Genomic DNA, 13,199 nt, shown 5'->3' with positions numbered 1-13,199 from the left:
ACGCAGGTCCGCGCCCCCGCGCCCGTCGCGAGCCCCACCGACGCCGGCCCCCCGGCCGGCCCGGGCCCCCCCCCCCCCCCCCGCCACCCCCCCCGGGCCCCCCGCCCCGCCCCCCCCCGGGCCCCCCCCCGGCCCCCGGGGGCCGCCCCCCGTCGCCCCCCCATGCCGGGGGCCGCAGTGCGGCACCCGTATCAGTCTGCTCCGACCGTTCTCACGGCCGCGTCCCTCCGGCTCAGTAGGCCGAGTTGACGTTGTCGATCGAGCCGTACCGGTGGGCCGCGTAGTTGGCGGCGGCGGTGATGTTGGCGATCGGGTCGGTGAGCTTATGGGGTGTGCCGGAGACGTGGTAGGTGTCGAACGTCGGCTGGATCACCTGCAGCAGGCCCTTGGACGGGATGCCGTTGATGGCGTTGATGTCCCAGTTGTTGACGGCGTTCGGGTTGCCGCTGGACTCCCGCATGATGTTGCGGTGCAGGCCCTGGTAGGAGCCCGGGATGCCCTTGGCCTTCATGATGTCGAGCGACTCGCGGATCCAGCCGTCGAGGTTGTTCGCGTAACGCTTGGGAGCGGCCTTCGGCGTGGCTATGGCCTTGCGCTCGACGGACCGGCTGGCGGCCTGCCTGGCGACATGGTTCTGCTTGTCGACCGCGGTGACCTTGAGGCCGGCGGCGACGGACGAGGCGGTCTGCTGGTCCTTCTTGCCGTCGTCGGCGCGGTCCTTCGCGGTGAGCGGAAGGCCGTTGGCGCTGACCGGTTTGACCGTGGCCGGCGCATGGGCGGCGGCGGTCTCGGCATTGCTCGGCGCCGCGGTGAACGCCAGGGCGGCGGCGCAGCTCGCGGTGGCCACCAGCGCCGCGGAAACCTTGTGGGCACGGGTGATGCGGGCGGGGCGGGGCAGGGTGAAACCGGGCATGTGGAGGTGACCTCTTCCAGGGCTTGGTGGCGGGGGGAGACGGCCTTCGGTTGGCGCGTGAGACCGAGGGTCGTGGCCACGTTCGCCGTTCCGGCCGAGGTCGCAGGCTCGTTCTCGGTGCTACGCGGAACATGGTTAGCGCGGGCCCTGGAGGGTGGCAAAGATGCCTTGTACTACCTCTCTTCGTGAGATAGGGCGAGATGTCCGTTGTAAATGCCGCAATTCGCTCGCAGTGCGGGGAATGGCATCGACTAGGTGTGCTCGTACGTGACGTACGTCGCGTGCCGGGCATCACCCGGCGCCGTCCTCAAAAGCCGCTCCGCGATACCGCGGAGTTGCCTGGCTCACACGGAAGAAAGGGCAATTCCGCGGGCGGCGTCGGCGGACCACCGTGGCGAGGGGGTATCGCGCTCGCGCCCCCTACGGAGTCCATAGGGGGCGCGAGTGAACGGCGGAGGGGCGCGGTATTTCAGTCCGCCAGCAACTGTGCCGCGAGATGCCCGATGCGCTCGTGCCACGCATTCCGCGCGGCCTCCGCGTCAAATCCCTGCGGGCCGGTCTGGGTGAGGACGAGCCGGGCGCCATGCCCGGTGCCCCGGCCCAGTTCCCAGCGGACCGTGCCGTCCGGATGCCAGCGATAGGCGAGCACCGCGGGGGCCCGCACCTCGGTGACGGGCCCGGCCGGTGCCTTCCGGGCGGTGAAGCCGTCCGGCGCGCGGGCGCCTGCCGTGGGCTCGTTTCCCGAGGCCAGAGCCGCCCAGACGGACTCGGCGGGCCGTACGAGCTGACGCTCGAAGCGGACCCGCGGGCCGTCCGGGGTGTCCTCGATCATGCCCTGACCGAGATCGAACTGCTCGACGTACGCCTCGTGCAGCTCCCCCGTGTCGCGGGGCACGGCCGTCGGGCCGCCGTCGAGCAGCTGCGCGAGCGCGGTGAGGCACAGATGCCAGCCGGAGGCGAAGCTCGCACCGCCGAACCGGTCGCCGAAGGTGTGCACCAAGGTCAGCAGCGAGCCGTCGCCGTCCGGTGTGATCTCCCAGCGCAGATGGTCCTCGCCCCAGGAGAAGGCGAACAGCCGGGGCTCCTCGACGTCGGTGACCGTGCCGGTCATGGCGATCTTGCTCACGCCGGGCATGGTGAAGGTCATCGCCCCGCCGGGCCGGAGCTCGACGGTGACCTCGGAGGGGAACCACTGTCCGATCCGGTCCGGGTCGGTGATCGCCGCCCAGACCTTCGCGGGCGGATGGGCGAGCCGACGCTCCATGCGCAGGGCATTGCGGCCGTCGGCGGTGGTGAGACTGTCGGAGTGCGGGTTCATCGGGGGTCGTCCTCCATGGCGTCGAGATGCCGTTCCAGGGCGTCCAGGCTCCCGGTCCACAGATGCCGGTAGTGCGCGAGCCAGGCGTCCAGCTCCGCCAGGGGCTCGGGCCGGAGCTCGTACCAGCGGCGCTGGGCGTCCTGTCGGACCCGGACCAGCCCGGCTTCGCGCAGCACCCGCAGATGCTTGGAGGTGCCGGGCTGGCTCAGGCCGAGCTGCTCGGTGAGTTCGCCGACCAGCCGTGGGCGCTCCAGGAGCAGATCGAGGATCTTGCGCCGGCTCGGCTCCGCGAGTACGTCGAACGGTAGGGGCATGGACTCAGCATGCCTCTGAGGTTATATAACTGCAAGGGAATTCGATCGTCCGGTGGATCACACGCACGCCGGATCGGCCGCCGGCTCCTCCTCACGCACCACCGGCGCGAGGCAGGGCGCCGAGCTCAGCGGCCCGTCGGTGAAGAACCGCGCCGCCAAGTCTGCGACCTCCTGCGGCCGTTCGAGCACCACCCAGTGATCGGCGTCGGGAATCATCAGAAAGCGGCTGTCCGGGATGGTGGCCGCGAAGGCCCGCTGCCGGGCGGGGGAGGTGACCGTGTCGTGCTCACCACTGAAGACGAGCGTGGGGACATCGGTCAGGCCGCCGGAGAAGTCCGGACGGTCCGAGATCCCGCGGCGCAGTGAGTCGACGGCGTGCCGGGAGTTCCGGGCCGCATGCAGCATCGAGCGCCGGACATAGCGGTACGCCAGCTTGCGGTGCGCTACATGCCGGCGGTCGTCGAGGCACATCAGGCCCTCGGTGACCAGGGTGGCGAAGGCCTCGGTGTCGCCGTGCGCGAGATGGTCGGACGCCCGTCGCCACAGCTCCTTCTGCGCCTCGCTGATGTGGGCGGGAACCCCGCCCAGGGCGAGCCGTGCGATGCGCCCGGGGAACCGCCGGGCGCACCCGTAGGCCAGGCCCGCCCCGTAGGAGAAGCCGAAGAGATTGACCCGCGGGACGGCCAGATCGTCGATGATGCCCTCGATCGCCGCGCACACCACATCGATGCTCGGCCCCGGGGGGAGCGGGTCGGCGCTCCCCATGCCCGGCAGATCGGCGGTCACCACATCCGCGAACGGCCCCACGTGATCTTCCATCTGCGGCCAGCCGAACATGCCCTGGAGCGCGCCGCCCAGCACCACGACGGGCTCGGTGATCCGCGCCGGCTGCCGCAGCCGGCGGTAGGAATAGGACACCCCGTGCACCGACAAGGAGCGGATGGTTTCCTCGGACATTCAGATTCCTTCTCGGGGCACCGGCCGGAACGGGCGCGCCGACGCGGCGCGCGGGGGTGGGCGGAAGACGGCCCTAGCGGGTCAGGACCAGTGCGGCGTTGTGCCCGCCGAAGCCGAGCGACGTTTTGACCGCGCAGTCGAACGCCGCCGGCCGGGCCTCCTTGTGCACCACATCGACCGGGATCCGCGGATCCAGTACCTCGAGGTTGGCGGTCGGCGGCACCAGCTGCGCCTCCAGGGCGAGCACGGTCAGCGCGGTCTCGATCCCGCCGGCCGCGCCCAGCGCGTGCCCGGTCATCGCCTTGGTCGAGGTGACCAGCGGGTGGTCGCCGAGGACCCGCTGCAGCACCGCGGCCTCGATGTGATCGTTGGCGACCGTCGAGGTGCCGTGCGCGTTGACGTGGCCGATGTCGCCGGCCTGCACCCCCGCGTCGGCCAGCGCGGTGCGCAGCGCCCGCTCGATGCCCTTGCCCTCGGGATCCGGGGCCACCGCCGCGTAGGCATCACTCGACGCGCCGTAGCCGCGGAGGTGCGCACGGACGGGCGCGCGGCGGGCCCTGGCGTGCTCGGGCCGCTCCAGCACGAGCAATCCGGCGCCCTCGCCGACCACGAAGCCGTCCCGGCCCGCGTCGAAGGGGCGGCAGGCGGCGGCCGGGTTGTCCCGGCGGGTGGAGACCGCCTTCATCTGGCAGGCGCTGGCGATCAGCAGCCGGGAGAGGACCGACTCCGCGCCGCCGGCGATGGCGATATCGCAGACCCCGGCGCGCAGCAGCTGGTGCGCGGTGCCCAGGGCGACGGTGCCGGAGGAGCAGGCCGTGGCCACGCCCAGGCTGGGGCCGTGTGCGCCGAGATCCATGCAGACGCTGCTGGCGGCGCTGTTGACGACGGTCAGCGGGGCGAGCTTGGGGGAGACCCGGCGGGCGCCGCGCCCGGCCATCGCGACATGCTGCTGGTCGTAGAACGGCAGCCCGCCGTGCGCGGAGCCGATGACCACCGCGACGCGGCTGCGGTCCCAGGACTCCGGGTCGAGCCCGGCATCGGATACGGCTTCCCGGGCGGCGATCACTGCAAGCTGCGCGAAGCGGTCCATCAGCCGCTGGGTGGCCACCCCGAGCCGCCCGGTGGTGTCCAGACCGGCGATGGTGTACATGAAGTCACAGGGCAGATCCGCGAGTTCCTCTTGATGGGTCACACCGCTGGGCACGGTTTCCTGGGTGACGGAATGCCAGGTGGCCTTCGCCCCCACTCCCGCCGCGGTCACCAGCCCCAGTCCTGTCACGGCCGCGGAGAACGGCTCCTGGCGGGCGGTCATGCCGGAACTTTGCCGTCGACGGCCGCCACCAGCTGGCCCACGGTGTTCCGCGGGGTCAGCGAGACCTCGTCGAGGTCGATGTCCAGCCGCTCCTCGATGAGGACGCGGAGCTCTTCCAGTGCCAGGGAGTCGAGGCGCAGGCCGCGCAGTGGAGCCTCGTCGGTGATGTCGGCCGAGGAGACCCCGAACCGTTGGACCAGCAAGGCGTTGACAACTTCTGCCGCATTCACGTGGCGCTCCTCCGCTTTTCGTAGGCGATGCTGCCAACCGCGTCGTGGGCGGGATTTCACCGGCGGCTCCGGCTGGTTTGACCACCCTTTATACGCCTTTGTCCCGATGACTCCCCAACCTTGGTAGCTCAATGGGGTGATGAGCGCACCGGGGTGGGCAGGGCGTGGGCGCCCCGCCTTGCGGATGCCGCGGAAAGCACCTACGTACGTAACGCCGCGGAGGGGTGAGAGGTACGGGCCGGACGTCGGCGGACTGCGGGAACTTCCGTCGTCAGGCGTTGTCGAGGGCGCTTGTCACACGCCCCAACAGGCCCTGGAGCGTGCGCAGTTCCTCGATCGTGAGGCCGGTCGCGGCCAGCATCCGGCGGGGGACCGGCAGGGCCGCCTCGCGCAGGTCGTCGCCGGCCGGGGTGAGGTGGATGGTGACCGAGCGTTCGTCCTCGGTGCTCCGTTCGCGGCGTACCAGACCGGCCGACTCCAGCCGCTTGAGGAGCGGGGAGAGGGTGCCGGAGTCCAGCCGGAGCTGCTCGCCGATGGCCTTGACCGGCTGGGAGCCGTGCTCCCACAGGACCAGCATGACCAGGTACTGGGGGTAGGTCAGGCCCAGGTCCTTCAGGGCGTCCCGGTAGACGCTGCCGAAGGCCCGCGAGGCGGCGTGCAGCGAGAAGCAGACCTGGTGGTCGAGGCGGAGCAGTTCGGCGTCGGGTACCGGAGGCCTGGTCATCGGGGTCATGGGTCCAGGTTAGCTCGCCGTGAGGCATTTAGTTGTACGCAACTTAGTTGCAGGCAATTTAAATGTGTGTCACTGTGATGGTCATCGGGCGGCCGGGGAACGGCCGCCGTGCTATCGAAGGGGAATCGTGATGGACGCGCTGTACACCGCCGTCGCCACCGCCAACGGCCGCGAGGGCCGGGCCGTCAGCTCCGACGGCCGGATCGACCTCGCCCTGGCCATGCCTCCGGCGCTCGGGGGCAACGGCGCCGGCACCAACCCGGAGCAGCTCTTCGCCGCCGGCTACGCGGCCTGCTTCGCCAGCGCGATGGGCAATGTCGGCCGTCAGATGAAGCTCGACACCAAGGACGTCTCGGTCACCGCCGAGGTCTCCCTCGGCAAGGACGACACCGGCTTCGGTCTGGCCGTCGTCATGCGGGTGGAACTGCCGGACGCCCTCGCGGGCGAGACCGGACGCCGGCTGGTCGAGGCGACGCACCAGTACTGCCCGTACTCCAAGGCCACCCGCGGCAACATCGATGTCGAGCTGGTCATCGAGTAGGCACCAGCGGCGTGCCCGGCGTGCCCGGCGTGCCCGGCGTGCCCGGCGTGCCCGGCGTGCCCGGCCCCGCGGAGGTCGCGGGGGCCGGTCCGCCGGGTATGTACGGATCAGGCCGCGCGCGGGGTGCCGCGGCGCGGCGCGCACGGCCGCCGTGAGATCCGTGAGACCGGGCGCCATCCGGCCCGACGGACCCATGAGCCGGCAGCAGCTCGGACCCGCAACGGGCCTGAGTTCAGGCTCCGTCAGCCATGTGGTCGCCGAACTCGGCGACGGCGGCCTGCGGGAGGAGGCCGGCCCGGTCGAATCCGACGGTGGCCGGCCGCGCACCTTGCTCCGGGTGGCCCCGGCGAGCGGCGCACTGATCGGCGTGGACCTCGGCGAAACCCGGATCCGGGTCGAACCCTTCGACCTCGCCATGACCGAACTCGCCCGCTCCGGCCTCCTGTTGACGCAGCACGGCTACGACGTGCACCTCATCGTCCGCCATATCGCCGACGGCATCGCCGCCGTGCTGCGGGAGAGTGGTGTGGTCCCCGAGAGGCTGCTCGGCATCGGCGTCGGCGTCCCCGGCACCCTCGACCGGGGCGGGCCCGGCGGCACCGTCGTCCACGGCCGGACCATCGGCTGGAACGCCATACCGCTGGAAGCGCTGCTGTGCGACGCCGTCGGCCTCCCCGACGGCGTGGGCTCCTTCCTCAGCAACGGAGCCAAGGCGCTGGGCCGGGCGGGGAGGGCGCACGGCGCCGGCGGGCGGGCACGGCGCGGGAACGGGTGAGCGCCGGGCCGGCCCGGCGCGCGGGCGGGAGGCCTGAGCCCGCCGGACGGGGGCGGCGCGCCGGCCGGCCGCACCCGCCGACCGGCGAGCGCCCTGCGCCTGCCGCTCAGGCGTCCTCGGCCGCGTGGACCCGGCGCCCCCCGACGAACGTCTGCAGCACACGCGTCGCGGCGATCTCCTCGTCGGCGCCGTCGAACGGATCACGGTCGAGAACGACCAGGTCGGCCAGCTTTCCCGGCTGGATGGTGCCGGTGTCGTCGAGGTGGTTGGCGTAGGCGCTGCCGGCCGTGTACGCGGCGAGCGCCGAGCCCAGGTCGATGCGCTGCTCGGGCAGGAAGACCGGTGCCGAGGGCGGGCCGTCCGGCGTACGGCGGTTGACCGCGACATGCAGGGCGGCGATCGGGTCGGGGGAGCTGACCGGCCAGTCGCTGCCCGCTGCGAGGGTGGCACCCGAGCGCAGCAGATCCCCGAACGGGTACTGCCAGGACGCCCGTCGGGGGCCCAGGAAGGGGATGGTCAGCTCGTCCATCTGCGGCTCGTGGGCCGCCCAGAGCGCCTGGATGTTCGCCGTCGCCCCGAGCCGGCGGAAGCGCGGGACGTCATCGGGGTGGACCACCTGGAGATGGGCGAGGTGCGGCCGGGTGTCGCGCAGGCCGTTCGTCCGCCGGGCCGCCTCGACGGCGTCCAGCGCCTCGCGTACGGCCCGGTCGCCCAGGGCGTGGAAGTGCACCTGGAAGCCTTCCGCATCCAGCAGGGTGACGTAGGTCCGCAGGTCCTCGGGGTCGATGAACGAAATGCCGCTGTTGTCGGAGGCGCAGCCGCAGGCGGTCAGATAGGGGCTGAGCATGGCGGCCGTGTGGTTCTCGGCGATCCCGTCCTGCATGATCTTGATGCTGGTGGCCCGGAGGCGTCCGCCCGTCAGCTCCTCCCGGCGGGCGAGGAGTTCGGGGATCTGCTCGGCTCCGCGAGACCGGTCCCACCACAGCGCCCCCGTCACCCGCGCGGTGAGCTTCCCGTCACGCCGGGCGGCCGTATACGCGGGGATGGAATCGATCGATCCGGGGCCGCGGCCCAGCATCGCGTCCTGCCATGCGGTGACCCCGTACCCGTGGAGGAGACGCTGGGCCCGGAGCAGTCCGGCGGTCTGTTCGGCGAGCGTGGCTTCCGGGATCAGGTCGCCCACCAGTTGCATGGCGCCCTCCTGCAGCATGCCGGTGGGGCGGCCGTCGGCGTCCCGCTCGATGCGTCCATCGGCCGGGTCCGGCGTACGGGAGGTGACGCCGGCCCGTTCCAGGGCGCAGGAGTTGGCCCAGCCGCCGTGGTGATCGCGGTTGACGAGGAACACCGGGCGGTCGGGCACGAGGGCGTCCAGGAACTCCCGGGTCGGCATGCCGCCGGGGAATGCCTCCAGGGACCAGCCGCCGCCCGTGATCCACGGTGCCTCCGGATGCGCCGCCGCGTACGAGCTGATCAGTTCGCGGTATGCCTCGGCGGTGTCGGCGGCGCTGAGATCGCACAGCGCCAACTCCAGCCCGCCGCCGACCGGATGGACATGTGCGTCCTGGAAACCGGGGATGAGCAGCTTGCCGCGCAGATCGACGACGTCCGTGGCGGGCCCGATCAGGTCGCGGACCTCCGCGTCGTGGCCGACGGCGACGATGCGGTCCCCGCGCACCGCCACTGCGCTCGCCCGGGTACGCGCGGGGTCGACGGTGTGCACGGGACCGGAGAGGAAGACGAGGTCGGCGGGGCCGTCGGCGCCGCGGCCGGCGGCGTCAGGGTTCGGCTCCGGGTCCACGGTGGTGCTGAGATCCATGTGGTTGCTGCTCCAGGTGTGTTGGGTGGATGTGACGTGGTGGTGGTAAGAGGTGCGGGCGGGCGGGACGAGGCAGGGCAGTTCGGGCGGACGGGGCGGGACGGTTCGGGCGGCCGAGGGGGACGTCCGGGCGGAGGGCAGCCCAGGCAGACAGGGCCGGGTAGGGCCGGGCGCGCCGTCAGCCCTCCGAAGGGCTGGGGAGCGCGGCCGCGTCCGCATCCATCGGCAGACTGATCGCATCGGCATCCGTCCCCCGGCCGGTACGGAAGTACGGGGCCCGGCGCACCCACTTGGCCCAGGCGGCGGTGGCCAGGCCCAGCAGGATGAACAGCGCGGGCAGCAGCAGCATGAACCAGCCGTTGTCGGGGTTCGCCTCGAAGTGGTCGCTCATGGTGGCGTAGTCCCAGACGAGGTAGCCGCCGAGCCCGAACAGCGTCAGCGCGCTGGCCGCCGGGATGACCACGTCCCGAAGCGCGCGCACCGCTCCGCCGCGCAGGCTGTCGCGGAAGCGCACCGCGCAGGCGAGCGCGGTGAGCCCGTAGTAGAGCGCCACGGTCAGCCCGATCGAGTTGACGGCCGTCAGGATCATGTCGTTGAGCTTGGGGATGCCGACCGCGAGCACGGCGAGCAGCGCGGCGAGGGCCATGACCAGCAGGGTGCCCACGGCGGGGGAGCCGTAGCGCGGGTGCAGCCGCTGCCACACCGGGCCCAGCGTCCGGTCACGGGCCATCGCCAGCGCGCCGCGGGCGGTGGGGATGACGCTCGACTGGAGGGAGGCGAAGGCCGAGCACATCAAGGCGGCCAGGGGCAGCGAGGCCCAGGGTTCCGGCGCCAGGGCGCTGCCGAGGAAGGTGAGCGCCTGCGGGCCGTTGTGGATGAGTTCGCCCGTGCTCATCACCCGCTGGAAGGCGAGCGCACCGATGAGGAACAGTCCCAGCATCGCCACCAGCGCGATCAGTCCGCCGCGGGCCGCGTCGGTGGCGTTGCGGGTCTCCTCGTTGACGCTGAAGGCGGCGTCCCAGCCCCAGTAGAAGAACACCGCCAGCACCATCCCCTGGGCCAGCGCCTGGGGTGAGGAGATCTCGAAGGGGTTGAGCCAGGACAGCGAGAACGGCTGGTCGCCGGTGAACAGGGCGTAACCGCAGAAGAGCAGCAAAACCGAGTACTCGAAGATCAGCAGCCACATCTGCAGCCTGGTCGCGGCCCGCACGCCCGTGATGGCGGTGACCGTGACGAGGACCAGCGCGACCAGACCGACGGCGGTGCTGATGCCCGTCGAAGCCGGATCCAGCCGGAGCCCCCACACGCTGTACAGGCCCATCTTGTTGAGGAACTGGAGCACGACGGAGCCGGTCACCGCCCCCGTGTACGCCATGAAGATCACATTGCCGACCAGCACCACCCACCCGGTCAGGAACCCGGGCCAGGGGCCGATGGACCGGCCCACCCAGGTGTAGCCGCTGCCGCAGTTCGGTTCGGTGCGGTTGAGCCGCGCGTACGACAGCGCGATGCCGAGGATGGGCAGGAAGGCCAACAGCAGCAGGGCGGGCGTCTGCCGGCCGGTGTATGCGGCCAGTGTGCCCATTCCGATGCCGATACTGGTGGTCGCGGCGGTGCTCGACGCGGCGATCGCCACCCCGTCCTTCACCCCCAGCGAGCGGCTCATTCTCGCCGGGCCGGGGTCCTGCTGCACTGCGGAAGGCATGGCACTCACTCCTTGGACGGCGGGCCGGACACCGGTCTCGGCCGGGCCGGGGAAGCGGAGGTGCGGTGTGGGGGGGCGGCGGGGCAGGGCGGCGCGCGCCGGGCCCGGGATCGGGGTCCGGCCGCGTCGTACGGGAGGGGGTGGGTGCGGGATGCGGCACCGCGGTGAACCGTGCGTGTCCGCCGATGAAACAGGCCCTTCCCCCTTGTGTCAACGGTGTTGACGTAACCTGGTGATTAACTGACCCCGAGAGGGCCCGGGGGTCGGGGCGGAGCGGAGCGGAGGGGTTCGGCGTGGTGGAGAGCGAGCGCGTCCCGGTCGAGCGCAAGCGGCGCCGGCCGACGAGTTCAGGCGTGGTCCTGTCGGCCGACCTCATCGTCGATGCCGCCCGCGAACTGATCGACGCCCAGGGGGCACAGGCCTTCACGGTGCGCAAACTCGGCGCGGCTCTCGGTGCCGATCCGTCCGCCATCTACCGCTACTTCCGCAACACCGAGGATCTGCTGCTGGCGCTGGCCGACCGCCTCATCGGTGAGTCCATGACCGGCTTCGCACCCAGTGGCGACTGGGCTGCCGACCTGCACGACTTCGGTCTGCGGGCCTACCGCTCGGCGCTGCGCCATCCGCAGATCGCCGTATTCAGTACCGTCCGGGTCACGGGCCGGCCCCACGAACAGCACGCGGTCGACACCGGCATCGGCCTGCTGCTCCAGGCCGGTTTCGACGAGGCCACCGCCGTCCGCCACTACCACGCACTCGTCGACACCGCCCTCGGTCACGCGGCCCTGGACGCCGGCGTACTGCGGCTGGCACCGGCCCAGCGCGCGGCGGACGAGCAGACCTGGCAGGACGAGTACGCCGGCCTGCCCGCGGACGATTTCCCCAGTCTGCACCGCGTACGGGAGCACCTTCCGCTCATGGCGGGCTCGGCCGTGGAGCCGGCGCTCGATCTGCTCGTCGCGGCCATGCGGAGGGAAGCGACGGAGCGGGAAGAGTGAAGGGGGCTATCGAGGCATTCCGGTCATGCGGGTGCAAACATGAAGCATGCCCTTTCCATGGCGGATGCAGCTGCGCGGACGACGGGAACTGAGTCTTGTCCTGGTGCTGATCCCGATCGGGCTTGTCGCGGCGGTCTGCGTGATCGATGTTCTCGCGCCGCCGTACATCCATCTGGGCCCGCTTCTTGTCGCGGCTCCCGCGATCACCGCGGCCCTCGCCGGGCCCTGGCTGACAGCGGCGATCGGTGCGCTGGCGGTGGCCGCCCAAGTGATCATCGGCATCGTGCGCCATGTCCTGTTCACCGGCAATCTCCAGGCCCAGATCGCCGCGCTGGTGGTCGTCTCCGGGCTGGTGGTGCTCTTCACCGTCGTACGGGAACGCAACGAGCGCCGGCTCACCAAGAGCCGCTCGGTGGCCGCCGTCGCCCAGCAGGTCCTGCTCCGGCCGCTGCCCGCGCGCACGGGCGCCCTGGAGATCGCTTCCTTCTACCTGGCGGCCGAGGAGGAGGCGGAGATCGGTGGTGATCTCTTCGCCGCGGCGCGCACCACCACCAGTACCCGGCTGATCATCGGCGATGTCCGGGGCAAGGGGCTGCCCGCCTACGGTCACGCCGCCCTCATCCTCGGCGCCTTCCGGGCGGCCGCCCACCGCCAGGCCACCCTGCCCAAACTGGCCATCCACCTCGACGGCGCCGTCCGCTGGGACAGCAGCCAGTGGTACACGGCGCCGGGCGCCGACCTCCTCCCCGGCGCCGCCGCCCCGGATCCCGCCCCCGGCGCCGACCCTCACCTCGGCCTCTGCCCTGGCCCTCGCCCCGGTCCCGACCCCGATGCCGATGCCGATGCCGATGTCGATGTCGATGTCGACGAGACCTTCGCGACCGTCGAGCTGCTGGACATCCCCGACCATTGGCCCGTCCTTCGCCTCATCAACTGCGGCCACCCGCCCCCGCTGCTGCTGCGCGACGGGCAGGCCGTCCCGCTGTACACGGAGCGGACCGCGCTGCCCATCGGCCTCGGCGGCCTGGCCGGCGCCCCGGACTACGAGGTCGAGACCTTCCCCTTCCGGCCGGGAGATCTGCTGTTGTTCTACACGGACGGGGTGAGCGAGGCCCGTGACCACAAGGGCGCCTTCTACCCCCTTGCCGAGCGCGCCGGCGCCTGGGGAAACGGCAGTCCGCAGCAGGTCCTGCGCCGGCTGCGCGCCGATCTGCTGGCGCATACGAACGGCCGGCTCGGCGATGACGCCGCCGCGGTCGCGGTGCGACGCCTGCCCGGCCGGCAGCCGCCTGCCGCGGGTCCGGGCGTTCCCTAGGGGCAGGTCCGCAGGAGCAGGCCCGCACAACCCCGGCGCCCGGCGGTGGGCCGTCCTCGCCGGCGGTTGCGGCACTGCGCTCGCTGGATTCGATGCACGTGCCGCACGTGCCGCACTAGCTCCAGGCGCGGGGGAGGGGCCTTATGGATGATCCGACATCACAGGGATGAAGTGCGTCACACCTCGGATTCAGGAGCATATCGCCCATATCAGGTCATATCGCGGGCAATATTCCATCCGGAAATTCCGAATTGCCCGCTTTGCTTGTATTT

At 71.8% G+C, this 13,199-nt stretch carries 12 protein-coding genes and 1 pseudogene; 4 read left to right on the top strand and 9 right to left on the bottom strand.

What is annotated here, in order from left to right:
- Positions 1–232: 232 nt before the first annotated feature.
- From ACWGJY_RS28405 to ACWGJY_RS28375, 7 genes are all read right to left on the bottom strand, one after another.
- The gene (locus ACWGJY_RS28405; protein WP_453263710.1) at positions 233–913 is read right to left on the bottom strand and encodes a transglycosylase SLT domain-containing protein; all 681 of its coding nucleotides are present in this window, start codon (positions 911–913) and stop codon (positions 233–235) included.
- A 469-nt stretch (positions 914–1,382) separates the two neighbouring features.
- Positions 1,383–2,231 carry an SRPBCC family protein gene (locus ACWGJY_RS28400; RefSeq protein ID WP_453263709.1) on the bottom strand — a complete coding sequence of 283 codons (849 nt, stop codon included), beginning with the start codon at positions 2,229–2,231 and terminating at the stop codon, positions 1,383–1,385.
- Positions 2,228–2,545 carry an ArsR/SmtB family transcription factor gene (locus tag ACWGJY_RS28395; protein WP_088801373.1) on the bottom strand — a complete coding sequence of 106 codons (318 nt, stop codon included), beginning with the start codon at positions 2,543–2,545 and terminating at the stop codon, positions 2,228–2,230. The genes ACWGJY_RS28400 and ACWGJY_RS28395 overlap by 4 nt, the downstream gene beginning before the upstream one ends.
- Before the next feature lie 57 nt (positions 2,546–2,602).
- Positions 2,603–3,502: an alpha/beta fold hydrolase gene (locus tag ACWGJY_RS28390; protein ID WP_453263708.1), complete on the bottom strand. Its 900-nt coding sequence runs from the start codon at positions 3,500–3,502 to the stop codon at positions 2,603–2,605.
- Between the two features lie 73 nt (positions 3,503–3,575).
- Positions 3,576–4,814 carry a beta-ketoacyl-[acyl-carrier-protein] synthase family protein gene (locus ACWGJY_RS28385; RefSeq protein ID WP_453263707.1) on the bottom strand — a complete coding sequence of 413 codons (1,239 nt, stop codon included), beginning with the start codon at positions 4,812–4,814 and terminating at the stop codon, positions 3,576–3,578.
- Complete coding sequence (locus ACWGJY_RS28380; RefSeq protein ID WP_453263706.1) at positions 4,811–5,044, bottom strand: acyl carrier protein; 234 nt, start codon at positions 5,042–5,044, stop codon at positions 4,811–4,813. The genes ACWGJY_RS28385 and ACWGJY_RS28380 overlap by 4 nt, the downstream gene beginning before the upstream one ends.
- A 271-nt stretch (positions 5,045–5,315) precedes the next feature.
- Positions 5,316–5,777 carry a MarR family winged helix-turn-helix transcriptional regulator gene (locus ACWGJY_RS28375; RefSeq protein WP_453263705.1) on the bottom strand — a complete coding sequence of 154 codons (462 nt, stop codon included), beginning with the start codon at positions 5,775–5,777 and terminating at the stop codon, positions 5,316–5,318.
- 130 nt (positions 5,778–5,907) lie between these two features.
- Between ACWGJY_RS28375 and ACWGJY_RS28370 the strand changes: the two genes are divergently transcribed.
- Positions 5,908–6,318: an organic hydroperoxide resistance protein gene (locus tag ACWGJY_RS28370; protein WP_453263704.1), complete on the top strand. Its 411-nt coding sequence runs from the start codon at positions 5,908–5,910 to the stop codon at positions 6,316–6,318.
- A gap of 193 nt (positions 6,319–6,511) precedes the next feature.
- Positions 6,512–7,078, top strand: a pseudogene (locus ACWGJY_RS28365) (sugar kinase); the annotation flags it as partial.
- A gap of 121 nt (positions 7,079–7,199) precedes the next feature.
- On the opposite strand, the gene ACWGJY_RS28360 reads toward ACWGJY_RS28365, so the two are convergent.
- Both ACWGJY_RS28360 and ACWGJY_RS28355 read right to left on the bottom strand, forming a co-directional pair.
- Positions 7,200–8,909: an amidohydrolase gene (locus ACWGJY_RS28360; RefSeq protein WP_453263703.1), complete on the bottom strand. Its 1,710-nt coding sequence runs from the start codon at positions 8,907–8,909 to the stop codon at positions 7,200–7,202.
- A gap of 178 nt (positions 8,910–9,087) precedes the next feature.
- Positions 9,088–10,614, bottom strand: a complete 1,527-nt coding sequence (locus ACWGJY_RS28355) for an APC family permease (protein ID WP_453263702.1) — start codon at positions 10,612–10,614, stop codon at positions 9,088–9,090.
- A 293-nt stretch (positions 10,615–10,907) separates the two neighbouring features.
- On the opposite strand from ACWGJY_RS28355, the gene ACWGJY_RS28350 reads away from it, so the two are divergent.
- Positions 10,908–11,612 carry a helix-turn-helix domain-containing protein gene (locus ACWGJY_RS28350; RefSeq protein ID WP_453263701.1) on the top strand — a complete coding sequence of 235 codons (705 nt, stop codon included), beginning with the start codon at positions 10,908–10,910 and terminating at the stop codon, positions 11,610–11,612.
- A 46-nt stretch (positions 11,613–11,658) separates the two neighbouring features.
- Entirely contained in the window at positions 11,659–12,927 is a 1,269-nt protein-coding gene (locus ACWGJY_RS28345) for a PP2C family protein-serine/threonine phosphatase (protein ID WP_453263700.1), read from the top strand.
- Positions 12,928–13,199: the final 272 nt, after the last annotated feature.

Source organism: Streptomyces sp. NPDC054765 (genome assembly GCF_053612065.1).
The sequence above is the reverse complement of the archived record's forward strand: the minus strand, read 5'-3'. Positions and strand labels throughout refer to the sequence as shown.

Bases quoted from the DNA above. Each gene is read 5' to 3' on its own strand.
- ACWGJY_RS28375 (WP_453263705.1), bottom strand. From the start codon at position 5,777: ATGACCCCGATGACCAGGCCTCCGGTACCCGACGCCGAACTGCTCCGC.
- ACWGJY_RS28385 (WP_453263707.1), bottom strand. From the start codon at position 4,814: ATGACCGCCCGCCAGGAGCCGTTCTCCGCGGCCGTGACAGGACTGGGG.
- ACWGJY_RS28395 (WP_088801373.1), bottom strand. From the start codon at position 2,545: ATGCCCCTACCGTTCGACGTACTCGCGGAGCCGAGCCGGCGCAAGATC.
- ACWGJY_RS28400 (WP_453263709.1), bottom strand. From the start codon at position 2,231: ATGAACCCGCACTCCGACAGTCTCACCACCGCCGACGGCCGCAATGCC.
- ACWGJY_RS28405 (WP_453263710.1), bottom strand. From the start codon at position 913: ATGCCCGGTTTCACCCTGCCCCGCCCCGCCCGCATCACCCGTGCCCAC.
- ACWGJY_RS28390 (WP_453263708.1), bottom strand. From the start codon at position 3,502: ATGTCCGAGGAAACCATCCGCTCCTTGTCGGTGCACGGGGTGTCCTAT.
- ACWGJY_RS28370 (WP_453263704.1), top strand. From the start codon at position 5,908: ATGGACGCGCTGTACACCGCCGTCGCCACCGCCAACGGCCGCGAGGGC.
- ACWGJY_RS28360 (WP_453263703.1), bottom strand. From the start codon at position 8,909: ATGGATCTCAGCACCACCGTGGACCCGGAGCCGAACCCTGACGCCGCC.
- ACWGJY_RS28345 (WP_453263700.1), top strand. From the start codon at position 11,659: ATGCCCTTTCCATGGCGGATGCAGCTGCGCGGACGACGGGAACTGAGT.
- ACWGJY_RS28355 (WP_453263702.1), bottom strand. From the start codon at position 10,614: ATGCCTTCCGCAGTGCAGCAGGACCCCGGCCCGGCGAGAATGAGCCGC.